This window comes from Bradyrhizobium ivorense (assembly GCF_900696085.1).
Lineage (GTDB): Bacteria > Pseudomonadota > Alphaproteobacteria > Rhizobiales > Xanthobacteraceae > Bradyrhizobium > Bradyrhizobium ivorense.
Window position 1 is genome coordinate 1 of record NZ_CAADFC020000017.1, and the last position, 23,808, is coordinate 23,808.

Sequence of the window (23,808 nt, forward strand, 5' to 3'; positions counted from 1 at the left end):
CCCAGGCCGCATCTCCAAGCAGGGCGATCGCGTGCTGCGCGCGCTCTTCATCAACGGCGCCAGCGCCCATCTGCGGCAGNAGAAGGCGCGCGGCGTCAGCGATCCATGGCTGCGTGATTTGCTGGCGCGGCGGCCCTACAAGGTCGCCATGGTGGCCTTCGCCGCCAAGACCGCGCGCATCATCTGGGCCATGCTGGTCAAAGGAGAACCTTACCGCGACCGCGCGAGCGCGCCGGCTGCTGCCTAGTCGAGGGGCGACAGCCGCCGCGCTCGCGCTCATTCCTATCGGAAGGGCAATCAAGGTGTGATGGCAAATGGTCAGGAAACCGGGATCGAAACACTCCGCCACGTCATCGCGCGTCACAGCGCGCCGCAATGATTGGAATTCGATCAGCGATCTCCATCAGGGCCCGCGGTCAATGGCCGCATCTCGAGGCCGTATACATGACCGCTCCCCGATCCGCTTGCCGAAACATCAAGAAAGCCCTTGCCGACAGGGGGCCGTCCATACATGACGTGGAGGGTTGTTTCGTTGGGCGGCTAATCCGCCCTACGCCGCCACAGATTCCTTGCAACGATCTTCCGCGCTCATCGTTGGCCCGGCATAGCGGAACGCGTGCCTTTGGGTTCCGTTCCGCCTCGCTGATGGAGTGCGACATGAACCAGCGCGATGACGATCTCGAAACCGCGATGAAACGCAGCAATCCGAACGGCGTCGAGCCGCCGTTCTCCGAGGACGATCTGCAGCGGCAGCAATTCGGGCCGCGCGGCGTGCCCGGACAGCCGGATCCCGCGGTGATGACGCCGCAGCGGGCGAAGAAGACGCCGATCGATTCCGGTTCCGGCGACCACACCGCCTGAGCGCAACCCAGAACAAGCAAGGTGCCGCATGAAGATCACGAGCTTCAAGGACATGTACATCGCCGAGCTGCAGGAACTGGTCAGCGTCGAGAGCCAGCTCGCCACCGCGCTGTCGCGCATGGCGGAGATCGCCACCCATCCGTCGCTGAAGGACGCGTTCGGCCGCCATCAGCGCGAGACCATCGTGCAGGGCGAGCGGCTGAAATCGCTGCTGCGCATGCATGGCGCCGATCCGGACGAGCATACCGACCAGGCCATGCAAGCGCTGATCCACGAGACCGCCAAGATGGTCTCGCTGTTGCCCGACGACAATCTCCGCGATGCCGGCCTGATCGCCTCGGCGCAAAAGCTCGAGCATTACGAGATCGCCGCCTATGGCAGCGCCGCCGCGATCGCCGGCCAGCTCGACCTGCGCGACGACCAGTTGCTGCTGCACGACAGCCTCGACGAGGAACGCCACAGCGACGCGCTGCTCACCACGCTCGCGAAGGGCGAGATCAACCAGGACGCGCTGGCGGCGTGATGCACGGTGCGATCCCATAGGATGGGTAGAGCGCAGCGAAACCCATCAACTTCGATCCACGGTGGGAATGATGGGTCTCGCTTCGCTCTACCCATCCTATGAACTACGGGACCTCTACGAGCCTCGTGAGCATTAACTCACCTTGCACCATGCTTTGCGCCCCGCCGCGGTAACCATAAGGCTTAACAGCGCGTCAACGCACCCCGAACAAGTCTAACGGTTTCGTTAAGGGGAGAATGACCCGTGGACGCATTTGCATTCGAATTCGTTGGAATGGCGATGATTGCGCTTTGCCTGATCGTGCTGGCCATGCCGGCGGCGCGCCGGCCCTCCAAGCACGCGCGCTACGAGTAGGATTTGCAGGGATTAGCGCAACCGTAATCCGCCTTTCTCGCCGACGGCGTCCTTAAGCGCGCCTTTACTCCGCAGTCTCAAGGTGCCGGCTGATTTACTGGAGCCGCGCCGATGCCGGACACTAAAGCGCAGCCGGACACCACCAGGGTCCCGGCGCTGGACCTGATGCGGGTGGCGGCCGTCGGCGCTGTCATCCTCTATCACTACGGCTTCTGGGGTCCCGCGGCGCATGGCGTGCCGCAGGTCGCGATGCCGTTGCTGGCGCCGGTCGCGCAGTATGGCTTCCTCGGCGTGCCGGTGTTTTTCGCGATCAGCGGCTTCGTCATCGCCTACTCGGCCGAAGGCCGGACGCCGGTCGGTTTTACGATCGCCCGCTTCAGCCGGATCTATCCGACCTTCGTGATCTGCATGACGCTCACCTTCGCGACCACGCTGGCGCTTGGTGGCGCCCATTTCGATGTGACGTGGCGTCAATGGTTCGCCAACCTGTTCATCGCCGCACCCGCGCTCGGGCAGCCCTACATGGACGACGCGTACTGGTCGCTGGTGATCGAGGTGATGTTCTATGTCTGGGTCGCGGCATTGCTTGCCTTGCGCATCTTCCCGCGACGGATCGACGCCATCATCGTGGCGTGGATCGCGATCACCTTCGCCAACGAGCTGACGATCGACGCGCCGATCTTCGAAAAACTGTTCATGGCCGACGACAGCGGCTTCTTCGCGGTGGGTCTGTTGATCTACGAGCACTACCGGGGACGGCGCGACGCGCGGCTCTACGGCCTGATGTCGCTGGCGATGGGAACGGCGGCGTTCCAGGCGGTGCACAAGATCGAGCGGCTCGATGTCCACACCCATGGCAGCTTCGATGCCGGCATCGTCGTCGCCATCTGCATCGTCTCGCTCGGCATGGTATTTTTGGCGACGCGCATCAGGTCGCTGCCGTTGCCGGCGCGCATCGTGCTGGCGGCGGGCGGCATCACCTATCCGCTCTATCTGCTGCACCTGCAGCTCGGCTACACGATCCTGCTCGCGGCAACCTCAGGCCAGCCCGGCATCCTGTCGACCACGGCCGCGATCGTCGGCGTGGTGTGGCTGGCGTGGTTCGTCTGGCGCGTGCTCGAACGGCCCGCGCATAGCTGGACCAAGGATCGGCTGACGATGCTGGCATCGCGGCTCGGCTGGCCATCGCGTATTCACGCCGGAGCACAGCTTGCGCTGCAGGACGCCTCGATTGGCGGCATCTCGCCGCAAAATAGAAAAGACCCCAGCGCGGGAAGGCGCTGAGGTTAGTTCTACACTTTGGTCGTCAGACACCGTGGTTAGCGGTGCCCCGCGGCACAACGTGATGCGCCGCGTTGTCAGCGTTACCATCAGGAAGCGCGATGACAACATCGCGCTTTGCAACTCACATGTGTCCAGTTTCACGGCAGTGATAGCCCGTTTGGGGGATGCCTCCAGGTGCATTCCGCACTTACGATTCCGTCCGCTAGGAGTCCCAACGGACATTGCACTGTCCGCCTCCTGGGCAAAGCCGTCCGGGCCCGGACGGCTTTGTTGTTTCTGTGCTCTCAATTCTGTCCGGCGGAATGCTTTGACCGAGGCCTGCGCCGAACTGCGCATGCAAGCTACGGAGCACCAGGCACTGATTTGCCCCTAGGGGTAGGTCAAGCCGTTACGGGAAAAATATTTCGCTTTATCCGAAGGGCAAGTCAGATGTATGGTTCGCCCGTCTCACCCGATCGAGGGGCGCTGGCCATCGTCGCGGTGTTGCGGTGAGATGCGGTGGACGCCGCGCATGTCAGTGACGACAGCATGCGAGGCGGACGGTGAAGTCGTGCAGGCCTGACGCCCTAGTGGCAGGTGTCTTCTCGCAGGATGGGAATGCGTCTTGCGAGGACGGTGACAAAAAAGCCCAGTCTCGCCGGGGAGAGCACGTATAAGCCGTAACCCATCGCGCAGGGAAAGCCGGGTTGTTTCCGGTTACACCTGTGGTCCTACCCCGGTGCTTTTTTTGTTGCACCGGGCCCATGGGTGCAATCGGCACCCGGCTTTCCCTGCGCCCTCTGATAACGAGAGGGCGGAACGAGAAGCAAAGCTCGGACAAATCATGTCGCGAGATGGCAAAACTGCGTCCCCACCCACACCTGTCATCGCCCGGTTTAACCGGGCGATCCAGTACGCCGCGGCCCATCGGCTCAATCACGACCGTCTCTGGAATACTGGATCACCCGCCTGCGCGGGTGATGACATCGAGCAGCTGTTTGAGATGCCATATGAGGCCAAATTTCCCTTGAATCCCTCTCGATCCCGGCGAAAATCCCCTGCCCTCGCCTTGTGCAGGGCCAAAATCCCAGCAAGACCCTTGACATAGCTGCCCTTTCGGCAGAACGCGTGTGTTGAGCGTCATGGACACTTCATGGATCTGATTACCACTACCTCCGAACTTGCGGCCGCCTGCGGCCGGCTCGCCCGACACAAGGTCATCACAGTCGATACCGAGTTCCTGCGGGAGACGACCTACTACCCGCTGCTTTGCGTCGTGCAGATGGCGAGCGCGGACGAGGCCGTCGTGGTCGACGCGCTGGCGCCCGGCGTCGACCTCAAGCCATTCTTCGAACTGATGTCGGATGAGGCCGTGCTGAAGGTGTTTCACGCCGCGCGGCAGGACATCGAGATCGTCTGGCATCTCTCCGGCACCATCCCGCATCCGATCTTCGACACCCAGGTCGCCGCCATGGTGCTCGGCTATGGCGACAGCATCGCCTACGACGCCCTGGTCGATCGCGTCACCGGGCACCGGCCCGACAAGACCCACCGTTTCACCGACTGGTCGCGCCGCCCGCTGACCGAAGAGCAGATCGTGTATGCCGTCTCCGACGTCACCCATCTGCGCGAAGTGTTCGCCGCGCTCGACGCCGATCTGAAGAAGCGCGGCCGCAGCGACTGGGTCAGCGAGGAGATGGAGGTTCTGACCTCGCCGAAGACCTACGACTTCCACCCCGAACGCGCCTGGGAGCGGCTCAAGACCCGGGTGCGCAAGCCGCGCGAACTCGCGGTCCTGATCGAGGTCGCGGCCTGGCGCGAGCAGGAAGCGCAGAGCCGCGACGTGCCGCGCTCGCGCGTGCTCAAGGACGACGCGGTCGGCGATATCGCCACCCACGCGCCGACCTCGCTGGACAAGCTCGGCAATCTGCGCTCGCTGCCGAAAGGCTTTGAGCGCTCCAAATGGGGCACCGACATCATCGCCGCCGTGCAGCGCGGGCTGGCGCGCGATCAGGCTTCGCTGCCGAAGCTGGAGAAGCCGCGGAATAATGCCAATGGTGCGGCGACCGTCGAGCTCTTGAAGGTGCTGCTGCGCATGACCTCGGAGCGCCACGGCGTCGCAAGCAAGGTGATCGCGACCGTCGACGATCTCGAGCAGATCGCGGCCAGCGACCAGGCCGATGTCGGCGCCCTGCACGGCTGGCGCCGCGAACTGTTCGGCGAGGCCGCGCTCAAGCTGAAGCACGGCCAGCTGGCGCTGGCGATCGACAAGGGCCGCGTGGTTCGGGTCGACCGGGGCTAGCGCCGTGTCGGCCAGTGGCCGAGCGTCGCGCGGGATCGTTCGGCAGGATCGGGCCGCGGTTGCGCCCTGCGAAACATGCACGGCCGGCGCAAGGCTTACCAACCAGCGGCTTACGAACCAGCGGCTTGCGAACTGGCAATTTTCATGTTGCAATCCCGTCGCAATCGGATTGCGGCGGTTCGACCGTGCGTTTCGCGACGTTGAGAACTTCGGACTTGAAGACTTCGCAGTTGAAGACTCGGCACCTGAACAAACACCCGGAAGCCCGTTTGTGGCGTGGCACGTGCAAAACGTGGCCGCGTTTTTTTTATGTCTAGCGTGGGAGAGAGACGATGCCGAAGGGTACCGTCAAGTGGTTCAACGCCACCAAGGGCTACGGGTTCATCAAGCCGGCAGCCGGAGACAAGGACGTGTTCGTCCACATTTCGGCAGTCGAGCGCGCCGGGCTCTCGACGCTCAACGAAAACCAGACCGTCGAGTACGAGCTGGTCGAGAACCGCGGCAAGACGTCGGCGGAAAATCTCAAGGTGAACTGAACGCCGGGGCGATCCGCGCTGATCGTCCTGACGCCTCCCTCGGCCGCATCACCCCGGGGGGCTTTGCTGATGTGCGGCTCAAGGCGCCGGCGCGATCAGCGTGGCGTCGGTCGCGCCGCTGCCGAGCGTTCTGCAGCGATCGCCGTCGAGCTTCAGCCGGCCGCTCGCCAGCAGCCGCAGCGCCTCCGGATAGATGCGATGCTCGATCTTGATGACGCGCGCCGCGAGCGTCTCGGGCGTGTCGTCGTCGGCCACGGTCACCGCGCCCTGCATCACGATCGGTCCCGCATCGGTCTCCGGGATCACGAAATGCACCGTCGCCCCGGACAGTTTTACGCCCGCGCGCAGCGCCTGGCCGTGCGGGTCGAGGCCCGGGAAGCACGGCAGCAGGGACGGGTGGATGTTGAGCATCTTGCCGTACCAGCGCCGTGCAAACTCCGCGGTGAACAGCCGCATGAAGCCGCCGAGGCAGATGAGCTCGACCTGCTTCTCGTCCAGCACCCGCTGCATCATCGCCTCGAAGCCGGCGCGATCCTTGCCGAACGGCTTGCTCTCGATGATTGCGGTCGGGATGCCGTTCGCCGCCGCCTTCTCCAGCCCGGCGGCATCGGCGCGGTTGGAGATCACGACCACGATCTCGGCGGGAAAATCCGCAGCCTTCGCAGCCTCGATCAGCGCGGCCATGTTGGAGCCGCGGCCGGAGATCAGGATGGCGACCCGGCGTTTCATGCGGAGAGGTCGAGATGGCCGTTATAGACCACGCGATGCTCGCCGGTGTGCGCCCCCTTGGCCTCGATCACCTCGCCGAGCAAGGTCGCGGTCTCGCCGGCTTCGGTGAAGACCTCGATGACCTGTTCCACCGCCTCAGGCTTGACGATCGCGATCATGCCGATGCCGCAGTTGAACGTGCGCAGCAGCTCGAGCTCGGCGATGCCGCCCTGCTCGGCCAACCATTTGAACACCGGCAGCACCGGCAGCCGGGCCAGATCGATGCCGACGCCGAGATGCTTGGGCAGCACGCGCGGGATGTTGTCGGTGAAGCCGCCGCCGGTGATGTGGGCGAGGCCCTTCACCGCGCCGGTCTCGCGGATCGCGCGCAGGCAGGATTTCACATAGAGCCGGGTCGGCGTCAGCAGCGCCGCGCCGAGCGTCATCACCGGCGCGAACGGCGCCGGCGCGTCGTAGCCGAGGCCGGACTGCTCGACGATCTTGCGCACCAGCGAATAGCCGTTGGAGTGCACGCCGGAGGACGCCAGGCCAATCACGGCATCGCCGGCCGCGATGTCGCCGCTCGGCAGCAGCGTGCCGCGCTCGGCGGCGCCGACCGCAAAGCCGCCGAGGTCGTAGTCGCCATCCTTGTAGAGGCCGGGCATCTCGGCGGTCTCGCCGCCGATCAGCGCGCAGCCCGATTCGCGGCAGCCCTCGGCGATCCCCGCGACGATCGCGGCGGTGGCCTCGGGGCGCAATTTGCCGCATGCGAAATAATCGAGAAAGAACAGCGGTTCCGCGCCCTGCACGACAAGGTCATTGACCGACATCGCGACCAGGTCGATGCCGATGGCGTCATGGATTCCGGTCTCGATCGCGATCTTGAGCTTGGTGCCGACGCCGTCGGTCGCAGCCACCAGCACCGGGTCCTTGAAGCCGGCGGCCTTGAGGTCGAACAGCCCGCCGAAGCCGCCGATCTCGGCGTCCGCGCCGGGGCGTGCGGTCGCCCGCACCATCGGCTTGATCAGATCGACAAGGCGGTTGCCGGCGTCGATATCGACGCCCGAATCCGCGTAAGTGAGCCCGTTTTTGCGCTCGGTCATGCCCAATTCCAGATGATGAGGGGCTGGTTACGAGGAATTCCGCCCCCGCGCAATGGCTCGCGGCACCGGCGCCGCGATACTATGTAGATAACACGCGGCCGCTGCTGAAAAGAGCCGGATATCGAGTAAAATCAGGATTCTAGCCGGGAAACGTCCCAACTTGAGTATGCCGACCAGCATTCCGAACATCATTACCCTCGGCCGCATCATCCTGGTGCCGGTGATCGTCTGGGCCATCGTGTCCAGCCAGATGGAAATCGCCTTCGCGCTGTTCGTGACGGCGGGCATCTCGGATGCGGTCGACGGCTTCCTTGCCAAGCGCTTCCAAATGACGAGCGAGCTCGGCGCCCTGCTCGACCCGCTGGCCGACAAGGCCCTGCTGGTCTCGATCTATGTCGCGCTCGGCGTGCTCGGCGAGGTGCCGCGGTGGCTTGTCATTCTCGTGGTGTCGCGCGACATCATGATCGTGTCCGCCGTGATAGTGTCATGGTTGTTCGACAAGCCGGTCGAGATGAAGCCGCTGATGGTGTCGAAGCTGAACACGGTGGCGCAGGTCGCGTTCGCGGCGCTGGTGCTGGCCTCGCTCGGCTTCGGCTTTCGGCCGTATCCCTACGATCTGATCCTGATGGCGCTGGTCACGATCTTTACTTTGGTTTCGGTGTCCCTCTATCTCGTCGAGTGGGTGCGGCACATGGGCACGATCGAAGCCCGGTAGAGTGACGATCTGACGAGATCGATGCTCAGACAAAGCGTTTTGGAGACTTGCGTGGCAGGCAGCGTTCAACCTCGTCAACTGGCCCTGGCGCTGCCGCACGAGGAAAAGCTGACCCGCGACGATTTTCTCGAAGGCCCGGCCAACGAAGCGGCGCTGGCGCTGATCGATGGCTGGCCGGACTGGCCGAACCGCATCATGCTGCTGGTCGGGCCGGAAGGCTCCGGCAAGAGCCACCTCGCCGCGATCTGGTCCGAGCATGCCGGTGCGCGGTCGACCGCGGCGCATGCGCTGACGGCGGAGGCGGTGCCGACCGCGCTGGCCACCGGCGCGTTGGTGGTCGAAGACCTGCGGCCGGCGGATTTCGACGAGCGCGCGATGTTTCATCTCCTCAACCTCGCGCGCCAGGACGATGCCTTCGTGCTGATCACGGCGCGTGTTCCGCCGTCGGCGTTCGAGATCGAGCTGCGCGACTTGAGGTCGCGGCTTCGCGCGGTGCCGACGGTGACGCTGCTGCCGCCCGACGACCTGCTGTTCCGCGGCCTGATCTTGAAGTTCTGCGCCGACCGCCAGATGAGCGTGGACGAGTCGATTGTCAGCTATCTGACCAGCCGGATCGAGCGTTCCTATGTCGCCGTCCGGCAGGCGGTCGAGCTGCTCGACACCGAGGCGCTGCGGCTCGGCCGGCCGGTCACACGGGCGCTGGCGGCGGAGCTGTTGCGGGATGCGTGACCATCTGACCGGCTTGACGGCGGAAGCGGCGGGAACATGAATGTCATCGAAACGTCATCGCAATATCACATGGTTTGCGTGGCCCTCGGATAGACCGCCCAGGCCGCCCTCCTCGAATTGGACCAGCACTTGATGGACTCGGCACAAGCTACTGAAATCAAAGAGAAAGAGGCGGAAGCTCCCGCCCTCCCCGCGATCGCGACCAGCCCCGAGCGGTTCATCAATCGCGAGCTCTCCTGGCTCCACTTCAATCGCCGGGTGCTCGAGGAATCGGTCAACCAGGGCCACCCCGTGCTGGAGCGCGTCCGCTTCCTGTCGATTTCGGCCAACAACCTCGACGAGTTCTTCATGGTCCGCGTCGCCGGCATCAAGGCGCAGGTCCGCGAGGGCATCGCCGAGCGCAGCCCGGACGGCCTGCTGCCGGCCGAGCAGCTCGTGATGATCAACAAGACCGTGTCGCAGCTTGCCTCCGACCAGCAGGCGATCTGGAGCGACCTGCGCGCCATCCTGTCCGACGTTGGCATTCAGCTGGTCGACGGGCGCGACGTGACCAAATCCGAGCGCGGCTGGATCGAGGATCACTTCCTCCACAGCATTTTCCCGCTGCTGACGCCGCTGGCGATCGACCCGGCGCATCCGTTCCCGTTCATCCCGAACCTCGGCTTCACCGTGGCGCTGCAGCTGGCGCGGATTTCCGACGGCAAGGCGATGAATGCCTTGATCCGCATGCCCGGCAAGATCGACCGCTTCATCCGCCTGCCCTCGTCGAAGGACGGCGCGCCGGTGCGGCTGATCACCCTGGAGCAGGCCACCGGCCTGTTCATCGCGCGCCTGTTCCCCGGCTACACCGTCAAGGGCCAGGGCGCGTTCCGCATCATCAGAGACTCCGAACTCGAAATCGAGGAAGAGGCCGAAGACCTCGTCCGCCTGTTCGAGACCGCGCTCAAGCGCCGCCGACGCGGATCGGTGATCCGGCTCGAGATCGAGGCCAAGATGCCGGAGGAGCTGCGCATCTTCGTGCAGCATGCGCTGTCGGCAGCGGATGACGAGGTGTTTCTGGTCGACGGCGTGCTCGCCATGAACGAGCTGTCGCAGCTCACCCGGCTCGATCGCCCCGACCTCGAATTCCCGCCCTACGTGCCGCGCCATCCCGAGCGCGTCCGCGACCATGGCGGCGACATCTTCGCGGCGATCCGCCAGAAGGACCTCGTGGTCCATCACCCCTATGAATCCTTCGACGTCGTCGTCCAGTTCCTGCAACAGGCGGCGCGCGACCCCGACGTCGTCGCGATCAAGCAGACGCTGTATCGCACCTCGAACAACTCGCCGATCGTGCGCGCGCTGGCCGAAGCCGCCGAGGCCGGCAAGTCGGTGACCGCGCTGATCGAACTGAAGGCGCGCTTCGACGAGGAAGCCAACATCCGCTGGGCGCGCGACCTCGAGCGCGCCGGCGTCCAGGTGGTCTACGGCTTCATCGAGCTGAAGACCCACGCCAAACTGTCGATGGTGGTGCGCCGCGAGGGCGGCAATCTCACCACCTACGTGCACACCGGCACCGGCAACTATCATCCGGTCACCGCGCGCATCTACACCGACCTGTCCTACTTCACGTCGGACCCGATCATCGGCCGCGATACCGTGCGGGTGTTCAACTACATCACCGGCTATGCCGAGCCGAGCGACATCGAGAAGATGGCGGTGTCGCCGCTGACGCTGCGCAAACGCATCATCGAGCACATCCACGCCGAGGCGGTTCATGTCCGCAACGGCCGCCCCGGCTCGGTGTGGATGAAGATGAACGCGCTGGTCGACCCCGACATCATCGACGCGCTGTATGAAGCGTCACAGGCCGGCGTCTCGATCGAGCTCGTGGTGCGCGGCATCTGCTGCCTGCGGCCCGGCCTGCCCGGATTGTCGGAGAACATCCGCGTCAAATCGGTGATCGGCCGGTTCCTGGAACACGGCCGGATCTATTGCTTCGGCATGGGGCAAGGCCTGCCGAGCACCAAAGCTGCTGTGTATATCTCGTCCGCCGACATGATGCCGCGGAACCTGGACCGCCGCGTCGAGGTGCTCTGTCCGCTGCAAAATCCCACGGTGCATCAGCAGGTTCTCGAACAGATCATGGTCGCGAACCTGAAGGACAATGAGCAGAGCTGGCAATTGTTGCCGGATGGGTCGTCTACGCGTATGAAGGCCGCGAAGGGCGAAGAGCCTTTCAACCTGCACAACTATTTCATGACAAATCCGAGTCTGTCCGGCCGTGGTAAGTCTCTCAAGGAATCTTCGCCACGCCGGCTCACGCGTCGCAACGAGCGACAGCAGCAGCCATCGTCTTAAGGGGGCTTTACGGTGAAGCGGCCGCGGAAGCGCGCTTCCAGCGTCGCTGTCATCGATATCGGTTCGAACTCGGTTCGTCTCGTCGTTTACGAGACGATGTCGCGCAACCTCATCACCATCTTCAACGAGAAGGCGCTGTGCGGGCTCGGCCGCGAGGTGCAGACCACCGGCCTGCTCGCGACCGACGCCGTCAACAAGGCGCTCACCGCGCTGCGCCGGTTTCGCGCGCTGTGCAGGATCCAGCAGGTCGGCCGCGTGTTCGCGATCGCGACCGCGGCCTGCCGCGATGCCAAGAACGGTCCGGACTTCATCGCCAAGGCCGAGCGCATCTGCGGCGCCAAGATCGAGATCCTCTCCGGCCCGCGTGAAGCGAAGCTGTCCGCGCTCGGCGTCGTCTCCGGCGTGCACAATCCCAACGGCATCGTCGGCGATCTCGGCGGCGGCTCGCTCGAATTGATCGACGTCAAGGGCAACCGCGTGCGCAGCGGCATGACCTTGCCTCTCGGCAGCCTCGCGCTGCAGGACCTCTCGCACAAATCGCTGAAGCGCGCCGAGCGCATCGTCAAGAACGAGCTGCTTGGTGTCCCCCAGCTCAAGGCCGGCCGCGGCCGCACCTTCTACGCGGTCGGCGGCACCTGGCGTGCGCTGGCGCGCATCCACATCATCCAGAGCGGCTATCCGCTCAAGGTGATGCACGGCTATTCGATCCCGGCGGTCGATGCGCTCGACTTCGCGCAGCGGCTGCGGCGGCTCGCGGCCACCAACATGCTGGCCAATATCGAGGCGGTCGCCGACGCGCGGCGGCCGCTCCTGACCTATGCCGCGCTGGTGCTCGAATACATCATCCGCGTCGCCCAGCCGAAGACCATCGTGTTCTCGACCTTCGGCGTGCGCGAGGGCCTCCTGTACGAGATGCTGCCGCCAGCCGAGCGCGCCAAGGATGGCCTGGTCTGCGCCGCGCAGAACCTCAACGAATTGCTGTCGCGCTCGGCGCGCCACGCCCAGGAGCTGATCTCGTGGACCGACCGGCTGGTGCGGGTGGTGCGGCTGCGCGAGACCGAGGAGGACCGCAGGCTGCGTCACGTCGCCTGCCTGCTCTCCGACATCGGCTGGCGCGTGCATCCCGATCATCGCGGCGAGGAAACCCTCAGCCTGATCATGAACGGCAATTTCGGCTCGATCACGCACCAGGGGCGCGCCTTCGTCGCGCTGTCGGTGTTCTACCGCTATGCGGGCCTCAGCGAGGAGAATGAGCCGCCGCTGCAGATTCGCGCGCTGGTGCCGCCGGCGATGGATGAGCGCGCCCGCGTGCTCGGCGCCGCGTTCCGCGTCGCGCATCTGATCACGGCGGCGCGCACCGGCGTGCTGCCGGCGACGCATTTCCGCACCCAGGGCCGCAAGCTGATGCTGGTGTTCGAGCACCGGATGGTCGATTTGGTCGCCGACCGCGTCGGCAGCCGCTTCCGCCAGCTGGCGCGCCTCGTCGGACGCGCCGGTTCGATCGTGCGGCGGTAATCCAAAAGCCGCGACTACGCAGCCTTGGCGGAATGCTTGGCCTTGCGGATCGCGTGGCGCCGCCAGAGCGAGCCCGCGATCAGCACCACGATGATGCCGAGCACGGCGAGCAGGATCTCGCCGCCGTTGCCGCCATGGCCGAACTGCGGCGACATCCCGATTGCGGCGAGCCACGAATCGAGCTTGGCGCCGAGCGGCCCGGCGAACAGCGCATCCAGCCGCGGATGCACCGCCGGATCGGTCGCGATGACGTCGCCCGCGATCCAGCCGAGCAGCGCGGCGCCGGCCCAGACCAGGATCGGCAGCTTGTTGAGCAGCGCCATGATCAGCGCCGCGCCGGCCACGATCAAGGGAACGCTGATCGCAAGGCCGAGCACCAGCAGCGGCACGCTGCCATTGGCGGCGGCGGCCACCGCGATCACGTTGTCGAGGCTCATCACGATGTCGGCGACGACGACGATCTGCACCGCGGCCCACAGATGCGCGGCGGCATCGACGCTGTCCTCGTCGTCGTGCTCCGGCACCAGGAGCTTGGCCGCGATCACGATCAGCGCCAGCCCGCCGACCAGCTTCAGGTAAGGTAGCTCCATCAGGCTGGCGACGATGCCGGTGAAGATGACGCGCAGGATCACCGCGGCGGCGGCGCCGAGGATCATGCCCCACAGCCGCTGCCGCGGCGCGAGCCCGCGGCAGGCGAGCGCGATCACCAGCGCGTTGTCGCCCGACAACAGCACGTTGATCCAGATGATCTTGCCGACGGCGACCCAGAAGGTCGGGGTCGCCATCTCCTCCCTGAACTGGGTGAAGAACGCGCCGATGTGCGCGGGATCAAAGATCTGCCACAGCCAATCCACAGCGAGTCCTACTCGGCCTTACGGCCGCCCCTTTGCGGCGGAGGTCCGCCGCTCCCCAGTTGAGTTAGCCGACGATCTCGTTGCCGGCGAAGAACTGCGCGATCTCGACCACCGCGGTCTCCGGCGCGTCGGAACCGTGCACCGAATTCTCGCCGATCGACTTCGCATAGAGCTTGCGGATCGTGCCCTCGGCGGCCTTCGACGGATCGGTCGCGCCCATCACGTCGCGATACTTCAGGATGGCGCCCTCGCCTTCCAGCACCTGGACCACCACCGGGCCCGAGGTCATGAACTCGACCAATTCGCCGAAGAACGGGCGCGCCTTGTGGACCGCATAGAAGGTCTCGGCCTGACCGCGGGTCATGCGGATGCGCTTCTGCGCGACGATCCGCAGGCCTGCCTTCTCGATCACCGCGTTGACCGCACCGGTCAGGTTGCGCTCGGTGGCGTCGGGCTTGATGATCGAAAAGGTGCGTTCAATCGCCATGATTTCGTCCTTGCAAAGGCTGGTTGGGAGTTGCCGGGGCTTATATCGGCGCGATGGGGTGACGGCAAGCGACCCTGTGACGCGTTAGCCATTAGTTTCGATGGATTTTCGCGACAAAAACGGCGTGGCCGCGATTGCCGGCCGGGACCGCCAAACCGGCCAAATTACGACGATTTCACGAAGGTGAACCCATTCTGTCGACGCCGTGCCGCTGCCGTTCAGCTGCCATCGCCTAGGCTCTTCACCGATCGGACGCCTTGCTGACCTATCCGCAAGCCTCACCAGGACGTCTCGGGAAACGATGTCATCGCGGGCGCCTGATGCGCGCCCAAACCTCGAGGAGACGATCATGTTACGCAAAATCTCGCTTGCTGCGATTGCCGCCGTTTCGCTCGGCGCGGCCGCGCTGGCCCCGACCTCGGCCTCGGCCTGGGGTGGCTGGCATGGCGGCTGGCACGGTGGTGGATGGCACGGCGGCTGGGGACCGCGCTTCGTCGTCGGTGGCCCTGTCGTGGTCGGCGGCCCCGCCTATTACGCCGGCGGCTACGGCGGCTGCTATGTGCGCCGCGTCGTTCCGACCCCGTGGGGTCCCCGCTGGCGCGTGGTCAACCGCTGCTATTGATCCGACCAACACCTCCCCTGACTTGCTCCGCCCCGGCCTTGCGCCGGGGCTTTTTTGCACCCGCTGGAACCCGATGGCTGTCAGCCGCTACCAGAAGGCGAGGGCAAGGCCGAGCCGGCGAAACCAAAATCGGGGTTGCGACTTGTTGTGGCAAGAACCTGCTCATACCCGCGAGGTGGAACTCGCCGAAGGACATCCGGAGACATGCAAAAAGACTTATCAAGAGACCTGCCAAGAGACCCGCTATGACGACTCAGATCGAAAACGATCCCGACCAGATGGATCACAAGACCTGCCGCTACATCTGCGACGCCGTAGGTGAACGGCTTCAGCAAAACATGCGCCCGGAGCCGACGCTTTCGTCCCGCCTGCAACAGCTTCTCGATGAGATGCGCCGACGGGAAACCGATCACCATTAGATGTTGCGGGCTGGCCGACAGCCCAAACACCTATTTGCAAGAGGTACCCGGACAGATTTTTGCAAACTGACGGGTTGCGTTTGGCGGCGGGTCCGGTGACAAACGCCGCATGCTTTCCATCACCGACATCTCAATCCGGATCGCCGGACGGCTGCTGATCGATCACAGTTCCGTGCAAATTACGGCCGGCGCACGCGTCGGATTCGTCGGCCGCAACGGCGTCGGCAAGTCGACCCTGTTTCAAGCCATCCGCGGCGAGGTCCCGACCGAGAATGGCAGCATTGCGCTGCCGCCGCGCTGGCGCATCGGCAGCCTCGCGCAGGAAGCGCCCGACGGGCCGGAGAGCCTGCTCACCGTCGTGCTGAAGGCCGATCTCGAGCGCGATGCGCTGTTGCGCGAGGCCGAGACCGCGCAGGACCCGCACCGGATCGCCGAGATCCAGACCCGGCTGGTCGACATCGACGCCCACGCGGCGCCGGCCCGCGCCGCTGCGATCCTCTCCGGCCTCGGCTTCTCGACCGCAGACCAGGCACGGCCGTGTGCGGAATTCTCCGGCGGCTGGCGGATGCGCGTCGCGCTGGCGGCCACGCTGTTCGCGGCGCCCGATCTCTTGCTGCTCGACGAGCCGACCAACTATCTCGATCTCGAAGGCACGCTGTGGCTGGAGAATCACCTCGCCAACTATCCGCGCACGGTGATCGTGATCAGCCATGACCGCGACCTGCTCGACACTTCGGTCGACCAGATCCTGCATCTCGATCGCGGCAAGCTGACGCTCTACAAGGGCACCTACTCCTCGTTCGAGGAACAGCGCTCTGCCCGCGAACTGCTCGACGCCAAGCACGCCAAGCGCCAGGCCGACGAGCGCAAGCGGCTGCAGGCGTTCGTCGACCGCTTCAAGGCAAAAGCCTCGAAGGCGCGGCAGGCGCAGTCACGCGTGAAAATGCTGGAGCGGATGAAGCCGGTCACCGCATTGGTGACCCAGGACGTGCACGAGATCACGTTCCCCGCGCCCGAAAAATTGCTGTCGCCGCCGATCATCGCGGTCGACGACGTTTCGGTCGGCTACGAGCCGGGCAAGGCGGTGCTCAACCGCGTGACGCTGCGCCTCGATCCCGACGACCGCATCGCGCTGCTCGGGGCCAACGGCAACGGCAAGTCGACGCTGGTCAAGCTGCTGGCCGGCAAGCTCACGCCGCTCTCGGGACGCATCACGCGCGCGGACAAATTGTCGGTCGGCTACTTCGCGCAGCATCAGGTCGACGAGCTCAACCTCGACGGCTCGCCCTACGACCATGTCCGCAAGCTGATGCCCGATATGCCCGAGAGCAAGGTGCGCGGCCGGGTCGGCGCGATCGGCTTTTCCGGCAAGGCCGGCGACACGCTGGTGAGGAGCCTGTCGGGCGGCGAGAAGGCGCGGCTGCTGCTCGGGCTCGCCACCTTCTACGGCCCCAACATGATCATCCTGGACGAGCCGACCAACCATCTCGACATCGACAGCCGTGCCGCACTCGCGGAAGCGATCAACGACTTTCCCGGCGCCGTCATGATGGTCTCGCACGATCGCTATCTGATCGAAGCCTGCGCCGATCGGCTTTGGATCGTCGCCAACCAGACCGTGACCGCCTATGACGGCGATCTCGACGAGTATCGTAGGCTGATCCTGTCGGCCAATGACGGCGACCGGGCACCGGCGCGCGAGCGGTCGAAAGAGCCTGCACGTTCCGAGCGCAGCCGTAGTGAAAAGCGCGTTTCACCGAAGCAGCGAATCGCGCAGGCGGAAGCCGAGATCGAGCGCATCAACGGCATCATCGCCAAGATCGACACAGCGCTGGCGCTGCCGGATATCTTCACCCGCGATCCCAAGCAGGCAGCGCAACTGACAAAAGCCCGCGCCGGCGCCGAAAGCGCGCTGCAGCGCGCGGAGGAAGAGTGGCTGGAAGCCAGCAGCGAGTTCGACGAAGCCGCAAGCTAGAGCACGATGAGAATCATCGTCGCGCCTTGGCGCGTCGTTTGAGCATGATCTCCGCGCAAACGCTTCGCGTTTGTCGCGAGGGAAAACCGCTTCACGCTTTTCCGGATCATGCTCTAGAGCTATTTCCGTTCCGATGGAATCGGAACGGAGCTCTAGATTCTTGTTTTGACGCGTTTTCTTCACGCGAACCGGTATCCACTTCGCTGGAAAACGCTCTAGCCGTGCGAGGTCGCCGACTTTTTCTTCTTCGGCTTTGCCGCTTTCGGCTCCGGCACGGGATCCGGCCCGCGCTCGACCGACGTCAACCGCCCGGCGGTGAAGGTGTAGATGCCGGCACGCGCGCCGCGCGACCAGGTGACGACCGCGACGCGGTCGCCGCCCGGACCATTGGACAGGTTCACGCTGTCGGGGGCGCCGATGCCGCGGACGACGTCGCATTCGGTGTGGCCGAGCGCGACGCTGCCGCCCGACGGCTGCGGCGGCGGTGCGCCGTCGGCCAATGCGTTGGCGCCGGCGGCACCCGCGGGCGGCGCCATGCCCGGGCAGCCGCCGTCGGCGCTGACGAGATCTTCACTGGTCACCGGCTTGTCCGGCGTCAGCGGCGGCGATTCGATCGAGATGTTGCGGATGAACAGCCGTCCGGGACGCGAGAACCACTCCGCGTCGCGCGAGAACATGTCGGACGCGCTCGAGCAACCGGCAAGGCCCGGCGCCAGCACCAGCAGCGCCAGCAGCGACTTTCGACTGAATGTTCCGTCCCGCACGATCGACAAAGGCTCCCTGTCCCCACACAAGGGGTTTGTCCGAACATCACTTTGCGGCATGACCGTGGCCCGCCGCGAGAAACCTCGAATTATCATTAATTGCTTGGAATCGCTATTGGCGCCGCTGCCAGCGCCCCCGCTCGTCGGCCTGCCAGTAGGTGACCTCGAATCCGCGGGCCTTGCAGGCGGTCCAGCTTTCCCGCGCCGCCGCCACCGCGTCCGGGTCGTCGCCGTTGAACACCAGAACCAGCCGCTCGTAGCTGTCGCAGTCGGCCGGCAGCGCCGCATTGTCGACCAGAAAGCGGACATTGGCCCGGTTCGGGTTGCCCTCCTCGATCGACAGGATGATCGGCTGGTCCTGCGCGTCGCCGACCCGCCAGGTCGCATGCGGCAGAAACGAATCGTCGCTGTAGGTCCACAGATGCGCATCGAGCGCCTCGGCGCGCTCCGGCGACGTCGACTGCACGACCACGCGCCAGCCGCGCTCGAGCGATTTCTCGAGCAGCGGCGGCAGCACGCTCTCCAGCGTCATGTTCTGCAAATGGTAGAACAGAACCTCGGTCATGCGCCGATTGCCGTCTCACTTCTTCTCATAATACTCCGAGACCAGGCGTTCGAGCAGGCGAACGCCGTAACCCGAGCCCCAGCTCTGGTTGGTGTCGGTCTTCGGCGCGCCCATCGCGGTGCCGGCGATGTCGAGATGCGCCCACGGCGTGCCGTCGACGAAGCGCTGCAGAAACTGCGCCGCGGTAATCGAGCCGCCATTGCGCCCACCGGTGTTCTTCATGTCGGCGAACTGCGAATCGATCTGCTTGTCGTATTCGGGGCCGAGCGGCATGCGCCAGACCTTCTCTCCGGTCTGAAGTCCCACCTTGGCGAGGCGCTCGGCGAGCTCGTCATTATTGGAGAACATGCCGGCATGATCGGTGCCGAGCGCGACCATGATCGCGCCGGTCAGGGTGGCGAGATCGACCATGAATTTCGGCTTGAACTTCTTCGCGACGTACCAGAGCACGTCGGCGAGCACGAGGCGCCCCTCGGCGTCGGTGTTGATGATCTCGATGGTCTGGCCGGACATCGAGGTGACGATGTCGCCGGGACGCTGCGCGTTGCCGTCGGGCATGTTCTCGACGAGGCCGATGGCGCCGACCGCGTTGACGCGGGCCTTGCGCGCCGCGAGCGCATGCATCAGCCCGACCACGCAGGCCGCGCCGCCCATGTCGCCCTTCATGTCCTCCATGCCGCCGGCCGACTTGATCGAGATGCCGCCGGTGTCGAAGCAGACGCCCTTGCCGACGAAGGCGACCGGCGCCTCATTCTTCTTGCCGCCGTTCCAGCGCATGATCACGGTGCGGCCGGGCCGCGCCGATCCCTGCGCGACGCCGAGCAGCGCGCCCATGCCGAGCTTGGTCATCGCCTTGACGTCGAGCACCTCGACGCTGACGCCGAGCTTGCGCAGCTGGCTGGCGCGGCGCGCGAACTCCTCGGGATAGAGCACGTTCGGCGGCTCGTTGACGAGCTCGCGCGCCAGGTTCACGCCGTCGACGGTGAAGGAGTTCGGCGCAAATGCCCTCTTGGCGGCGGCGGCGTCAGCGACCGCGATCGAGACGTCGGCGCGCACCGCGCCGTCCTCGTCTTTCTTCTTGGTCTTGTAACGGTCGAACTTGTAGGCGCGCAGCCGGATACCGGTCGCGATCGCGGCCGCCTGCTCCGCCGTCATGGCCCCCTCCGGCAGTTCGGCGATCACAGTCATGGAACGGTTGGCCGAGGTGAGCTTGCCCGCCGCGACGCCTCCGAACTTGAGAAAATCCTTCTCCTTGAGCTCCGACGGCTTGCCGGTGCCGATCACAATCAGCCGTTCCGCCTTGAGTCCCTCCGGCGCCAGGATGTCCAGCGCCGCACCGCTCTTGCCCTTGAACTGGTTCGCGGCGGCGGCCCGCTTGACCGTCTCGGTGGCGGCCCCCAGCGCCTTCACGGCCGCGGCGCCGAGCTTCAATTGTTCGTCGCAAAAGGCGACCACAATGCCGCGCGGAGACACAGCGAATGGGGCAAAGCCGACCTTGACGGCGTCGGACATAGGAAAATCCTCCAGATTTCAGGGTGTTGGTCGGACCTGAAGCGGCCCCTGCGGCACACGGATGAGCGATGCGATAGCGGACCGGAGCGCACCCGATCAAGCTCGCGCCACACTATGACCTGTCGGCCGCGCCGCTGCCAAGCGCCGGAGTGGCCGGAAGGCCACAAAAGCGAATAATTAACCATAAATTAAGCGCGCCTTGGCGCGGCCATTTTGTTGACGGATCAAAGGGATGGTACAAAGCGAGTGAGCCGGACGGATCCGCGGCTCGACCATAGGGGAACCCGGGTTGACGGGGGTGGTCGAAATGCCGTGCGTTTTGGCGCGCCAAGGGTCGTGCGAGTGTGATGGGGTCCATCGACAAGTACATTTTCAAGACGACCCTCGCGTCGTTTGCGCTTGTCCTGGTCAGCCTCACCGGCGTGATCTGGATTACGCAGGCGCTGCGCGGCATCGACCTGATGACCAGCCAGGGCCAGACCATCCTGACCTTCCTCGGCATCACCGGCCTCGTGATTCCCGCGTTGGTCCTGATCATCGCGCCGATCGCGCTGATGATCGCGATCTCGCACACGCTGAACAAGCTCGCGACCGATTCCGAGATCATCGTGATGAACGCCGCGGGCTTCTCGCCCTTTCGGCTGTTCCGGCCCTTCTTCTATGCGACTTGCGTGGTGGCGGCGCTGGTGGCCTTCATCGGCGCCTATCTCGCGCCCGACGGCATGCGCCGAATCAAGCAGTGGGACGCCGAGATCACCGCCGACGTGCTGACCAACATCCTGCAGCCCGGGCGGTTCGCCCAGCTCGACCAGAACCTGACGATCCGAATCCGCGAACGGCTGCCCGGCGGCGTGCTCGGCGGCATCTTCGTCGATGACCGGCGCGATCCGCAGGAGCGCGTCACCATCATCGCCGATCACGGCACGGTGCTGAAGAACGAGAGCGGCTCCTATCTCGTGCTGGAGGACGGCAATCTCGAGCGATTCCAAGTCGGCAAGCGCGATCCGGCGCTGGTCGCATTCGGCCGCTATGCCTTCGACATGTCGAAATTCTCGCAGAACCGCGACGTCACGCTCGGCATCCGCGAACGCTATATGTGGGAGTTGATGTGGCCGAGGGACGACGATCCGATCTATCAGCAGCTGTCCGGCCAGTTCCGCGCCGAGCTGCATGACCGCTTCATGGCGCCGCTCTATCCGTTCGCGTTCGCCGCGCTCACCTTTGCCTTTCTCGGCGCGCCGCGCACCACGCGCCAGAGCCGCAATTTCTCGATCGGCGGCTCGGTCTTCGCCGTGTTCGGCCTGCGCATGATCGGCTTCGCCTGCTCCGTCGTCACGGTGAAGAACCCGCTGGCCGCGGTGGTGCAGTATCTGATGCTGTTCGGCGGCATCGGCGTCGGTATCTGGATGATCGTCGGCGGCGTGGTCGTCGAGCCGCCGGCCGCGCTGATGGAGCAGATCAACCGCAACAACGAGCGCATCGCGCGCTTCTTCCGCAGGCCCGCCACCGCATGAGCATGGTGACAAACACGCTCGGGCGCTATTTCGCCGGCCGATTCGTGGTCGCGGCGGTGGGCGTGTTCGCCAGCATCTTCGTGCTGCTGGTGCTGGTCGACTACATCGAGATGGTGCGCAAGACGTCGGGGCTGGTCTCGGCGTCCGCGATCACGGTCGCGGAGACCTCGCTGTTCCGGGTGCCGCAGCTGCTCGAGAAGCTGATGCCGTTCTGCGTACTGATCGGCGCGATGACCTGCTACCTCGCGCTGTCGCGCAGGCTCGAGCTCGTGGTGGCGCGCGCCGCCGGCGTCTCGGCCTGGCAATTCATCTCGCCGGCGCTGGCCAGCGCGCTGCTGCTCGGCTTCATCGCGACCACTGCCTACAATCCGATCTCGGCCAATCTGCGCGAGCTTTCCAAGCGGATGGAAGCCGAGCTGTTCGGCTCGACGCCGGGCGGCGGCATCCAGGATGCCTCCGGGTTCTGGCTCAATCAGGTCAACGATGAAGGTCAGGCGATCATCAACGCGGCGCGCAGCGAGCAGCAGGGCGTGCGGCTGACCGGACTGACCGTGTTCCGATTCGACACGGCGTTGCAGTTCAGGGACCGAATCGAGGCCCGCGAGGCAACCCTCGAAGAGGGGCGCTGGGTGTTCAAAGGGGTACGCCGATACACCCTGGACAAGGCGCCGGTGGACCAGGACACCTTCTACCTGACCACCACCCTCACCCCGGCCCAGGTGCGCAACAGTTTCTCCACCCCAGAAACTGTGTCGTTTTGGCAACTACCGAACTACATCCGTTCGTCGGAGAGCTCGGGGTTCGCGACCGCCGGCTATCGTTTGCAGTATCACAAGCTCATCGCGCAGCCATTTTTGCTGGCTGCGATGGTGATGTTGGCGGCTTCTGTGAGCCTCCGCTTCTTCCGGATGGGCGGCGTGCAGAAGATGGTTTTGAGTGGCGTGGGTGCAGGCTTTCTGCTCTACGTTCTGTCGAAAGTAACTGAGGATTTGAGCAAGGCTGAGTTGATGCATCCCATCGCTGCGGCGTGGTTGCCTGTCGTTGTGGGCGGCCTCACCGGTTTTATGGCCTTGCTGTATCAGGAGGACGGGTAGTGGCAGACGTCGCCGCCCGCCAGATGAGCACGCCTGCGTTCAGGCGGCGCAATCCCCTGCGCCGTCAACGTAGCCGCATGGCCGCCTTTGGCGCCTCGCTCTCCGCCCTGATTGCCGCGTTTGTCGTGGTGAGCGCGCTCGGCATTGCCGCGCCGACGCCGGCCGCCGCGCAGGGCTTCACCTACAACCCGCGTCCGCCGAAACCGCCCCGGCCGCCAGCCAAGAACGACGGGCAGATGCTCGTTCAGGCCACCGAGGTCGATTACGACTACAACAACAGCCGCATCTCGGCGGTCGGCAACGTGCAGATGTTCTACAACGGCACCAGCGTCGAGGCTGACAAGGTCATCTACGACCAGAAGACCAAGCGTCTTCATGCCGAGGGCAACATCCGCATGACCGATGCGGAAGGCAAGATCACCTACGCCAACATCATGGATCTCAGCGACGACTACCGTGACGGTTTCGTCGATTCGCTGCGCGTCGACACCGAAGACCAGACCCGCATGGCGGCGACCCGCGCCGACCGCTCCAGCGGCAATTACACCGTGTTCGACAACGGCGTTTATACCGCCTGCGCGCCCTGTAAGGACGATCCGAAGAAGCCGCCGCTCTGGCAGGTCAAGGGCGCGCGCATCATCCACAACCAGCAGGAGAAGATGCTCTATTTCGAGAACGCCCAGATCGAGTTTTTCGGCGTTCCGATGGCGTATCTGCCCTACTTCTCGACGCCCGATCCGACGGTGAAGCGCAAGAGCGGCTTCCTGATGCCGGGCTTCACCTCGTACACGGCGTTCGGGTACGGCGTCGAAGTCCCCTATTATTTCGCGCTCGCGCCCGACTTCGACGCGACCTTCAACCCGCGCTTCACCACGAAGCAGGGCGTGCTGCTGCAGGGCGAATTCCGCCAGCGCCTGCAGGACGGCGCCTATCAGGTCCGCCTCTACGGCATCGACCAGACCGATCCCGGCGCGTTCAAGGGCCTGCCCGGCGACCGCCAATTCCGCGGCGGCATCGAGACCAAGGGCCAGTTCGCGCTCAACGACAAATGGA

The 23,808-nt window shown here is 65.1% G+C and carries 22 protein-coding genes; 15 read left to right on the forward strand and 7 right to left on the reverse strand.

Features of this window, described 5'->3' with window-relative positions:
• Positions 1–657: 657 nt before the first annotated feature.
• The 5 genes from CI41S_RS25645 to CI41S_RS25665 all read left to right on the forward strand — a co-directional run bounded on the left by CI41S_RS25645 (position 658) and on the right by CI41S_RS25665 (position 5,839).
• The gene (locus tag CI41S_RS25645; RefSeq protein WP_139862171.1) at positions 658–861 is read left to right on the forward strand and encodes a hypothetical protein; all 204 of its coding nucleotides are present in this window, start codon (positions 658–660) and stop codon (positions 859–861) included.
• A gap of 28 nt (positions 862–889) precedes the next feature.
• A complete protein-coding gene (locus tag CI41S_RS25650) occupies positions 890–1,384 on the forward strand; it encodes a YciE/YciF ferroxidase family protein (RefSeq protein WP_139484106.1) in 495 nt (164 codons plus the stop codon).
• Positions 1,385–1,849: 465 nt separating this feature from the next.
• On the forward strand, positions 1,850–3,022 hold the full coding sequence (locus tag CI41S_RS25655; protein ID WP_139862172.1) for an acyltransferase family protein: 1,173 nt from the start codon (positions 1,850–1,852) through the stop codon (positions 3,020–3,022).
• Between the two features lie 1,132 nt (positions 3,023–4,154).
• Positions 4,155–5,303 (forward strand): ribonuclease D, encoded by a 1,149-nt coding sequence (rnd, locus tag CI41S_RS25660; RefSeq protein ID WP_139862173.1) that lies wholly within the window; start codon positions 4,155–4,157, stop codon positions 5,301–5,303.
• Positions 5,304–5,635: 332 nt separating this feature from the next.
• On the forward strand, positions 5,636–5,839 hold the full coding sequence (locus CI41S_RS25665) for a cold-shock protein (protein WP_139482952.1): 204 nt from the start codon (positions 5,636–5,638) through the stop codon (positions 5,837–5,839).
• 78 nt (positions 5,840–5,917) lie between these two features.
• Here CI41S_RS25665 and purN read toward each other — a convergent pair whose 3' ends face one another.
• Together purN and purM are read right to left on the reverse strand one after the other, a co-directional pair.
• Complete coding sequence (purN, locus tag CI41S_RS25670) at positions 5,918–6,568, reverse strand: phosphoribosylglycinamide formyltransferase (protein WP_139862174.1); 651 nt, start codon at positions 6,566–6,568, stop codon at positions 5,918–5,920.
• Entirely contained in the window at positions 6,565–7,650 is a 1,086-nt protein-coding gene (gene purM / locus CI41S_RS25675) for a phosphoribosylformylglycinamidine cyclo-ligase (RefSeq protein WP_139862175.1), read from the reverse strand. The genes purN and purM overlap by 4 nt, the downstream gene beginning before the upstream one ends.
• Positions 7,651–7,816: 166 nt before the next feature.
• On the opposite strand from purM, the gene CI41S_RS25680 reads away from it, so the two are divergent.
• From CI41S_RS25680 to ppx, 4 genes are all read left to right on the forward strand, one after another.
• Positions 7,817–8,365, forward strand: a complete 549-nt coding sequence (locus CI41S_RS25680) for a CDP-alcohol phosphatidyltransferase family protein (protein ID WP_139483068.1) — start codon at positions 7,817–7,819, stop codon at positions 8,363–8,365.
• Positions 8,366–8,416: 51 nt separating this feature from the next.
• Complete coding sequence (locus CI41S_RS25685) at positions 8,417–9,094, forward strand: P-loop NTPase family protein (RefSeq protein ID WP_139482955.1); 678 nt, start codon at positions 8,417–8,419, stop codon at positions 9,092–9,094.
• 132 nt (positions 9,095–9,226) lie between these two features.
• Positions 9,227–11,434 carry an RNA degradosome polyphosphate kinase gene (locus CI41S_RS25690; RefSeq protein WP_139862176.1) on the forward strand — a complete coding sequence of 736 codons (2,208 nt, stop codon included), beginning with the start codon at positions 9,227–9,229 and terminating at the stop codon, positions 11,432–11,434.
• A gap of 12 nt (positions 11,435–11,446) precedes the next feature.
• The gene (gene ppx / locus CI41S_RS25695; RefSeq protein WP_139862177.1) at positions 11,447–12,949 is read left to right on the forward strand and encodes an exopolyphosphatase; all 1,503 of its coding nucleotides are present in this window, start codon (positions 11,447–11,449) and stop codon (positions 12,947–12,949) included.
• 14 nt (positions 12,950–12,963) lie between these two features.
• Here ppx and CI41S_RS25700 read toward each other — a convergent pair whose 3' ends face one another.
• Both CI41S_RS25700 and ndk read right to left on the reverse strand, forming a co-directional pair.
• A complete protein-coding gene (locus CI41S_RS25700) occupies positions 12,964–13,803 on the reverse strand; it encodes a TerC family protein (protein ID WP_139482958.1) in 840 nt (279 codons plus the stop codon).
• Positions 13,804–13,867: 64 nt separating this feature from the next.
• Entirely contained in the window at positions 13,868–14,290 is a 423-nt protein-coding gene (gene ndk, locus CI41S_RS25705; protein ID WP_139862178.1) for a nucleoside-diphosphate kinase, read from the reverse strand.
• Positions 14,291–14,639: 349 nt separating this feature from the next.
• Between ndk and CI41S_RS25710 the strand changes: the two genes are divergently transcribed.
• From CI41S_RS25710 to CI41S_RS25715, 3 genes are all read left to right on the forward strand, one after another.
• The gene (locus tag CI41S_RS25710; RefSeq protein WP_139482960.1) at positions 14,640–14,912 is read left to right on the forward strand and encodes a sulfur globule protein precursor; all 273 of its coding nucleotides are present in this window, start codon (positions 14,640–14,642) and stop codon (positions 14,910–14,912) included.
• Between the two features lie 245 nt (positions 14,913–15,157).
• Positions 15,158–15,331: a hypothetical protein gene (locus CI41S_RS43670; protein WP_172626884.1), complete on the forward strand. Its 174-nt coding sequence runs from the start codon at positions 15,158–15,160 to the stop codon at positions 15,329–15,331.
• Positions 15,332–15,440: 109 nt separating this feature from the next.
• Positions 15,441–17,306 (forward strand): ABC-F family ATP-binding cassette domain-containing protein, encoded by a 1,866-nt coding sequence (locus CI41S_RS25715; protein ID WP_139862179.1) that lies wholly within the window; start codon positions 15,441–15,443, stop codon positions 17,304–17,306.
• A 215-nt stretch (positions 17,307–17,521) separates the two neighbouring features.
• Here the strand turns inward: CI41S_RS25715 and CI41S_RS25720 are convergent, their stop codons facing one another.
• The 3 genes from CI41S_RS25720 to CI41S_RS25730 form a co-directional block, all read right to left on the reverse strand.
• The gene (locus CI41S_RS25720; protein WP_233286527.1) at positions 17,522–18,079 is read right to left on the reverse strand and encodes a hypothetical protein; all 558 of its coding nucleotides are present in this window, start codon (positions 18,077–18,079) and stop codon (positions 17,522–17,524) included.
• 103 nt (positions 18,080–18,182) lie between these two features.
• Positions 18,183–18,635: a DNA polymerase III subunit chi gene (locus CI41S_RS25725; protein ID WP_139482962.1), complete on the reverse strand. Its 453-nt coding sequence runs from the start codon at positions 18,633–18,635 to the stop codon at positions 18,183–18,185.
• A 15-nt stretch (positions 18,636–18,650) separates the two neighbouring features.
• On the reverse strand, positions 18,651–20,147 hold the full coding sequence (locus CI41S_RS25730; protein WP_139862180.1) for a leucyl aminopeptidase: 1,497 nt from the start codon (positions 20,145–20,147) through the stop codon (positions 18,651–18,653).
• 347 nt (positions 20,148–20,494) lie between these two features.
• Here CI41S_RS25730 and lptF point away from each other — a divergent pair, with 347 nt between their 5' ends.
• The 3 genes from lptF to CI41S_RS25745 form a co-directional block, all read left to right on the forward strand.
• Complete coding sequence (gene lptF, locus CI41S_RS25735; RefSeq protein WP_139862181.1) at positions 20,495–21,661, forward strand: LPS export ABC transporter permease LptF; 1,167 nt, start codon at positions 20,495–20,497, stop codon at positions 21,659–21,661.
• The gene (lptG, locus tag CI41S_RS25740) at positions 21,658–22,755 is read left to right on the forward strand and encodes an LPS export ABC transporter permease LptG (protein ID WP_139862182.1); all 1,098 of its coding nucleotides are present in this window, start codon (positions 21,658–21,660) and stop codon (positions 22,753–22,755) included. The genes lptF and lptG overlap by 4 nt, the downstream gene beginning before the upstream one ends.
• Before the next feature lie 77 nt (positions 22,756–22,832).
• On the forward strand, positions 22,833–23,808 hold a 976-nt coding region (locus CI41S_RS25745), incomplete at its 3' end, for an LPS-assembly protein LptD (protein ID WP_283813139.1).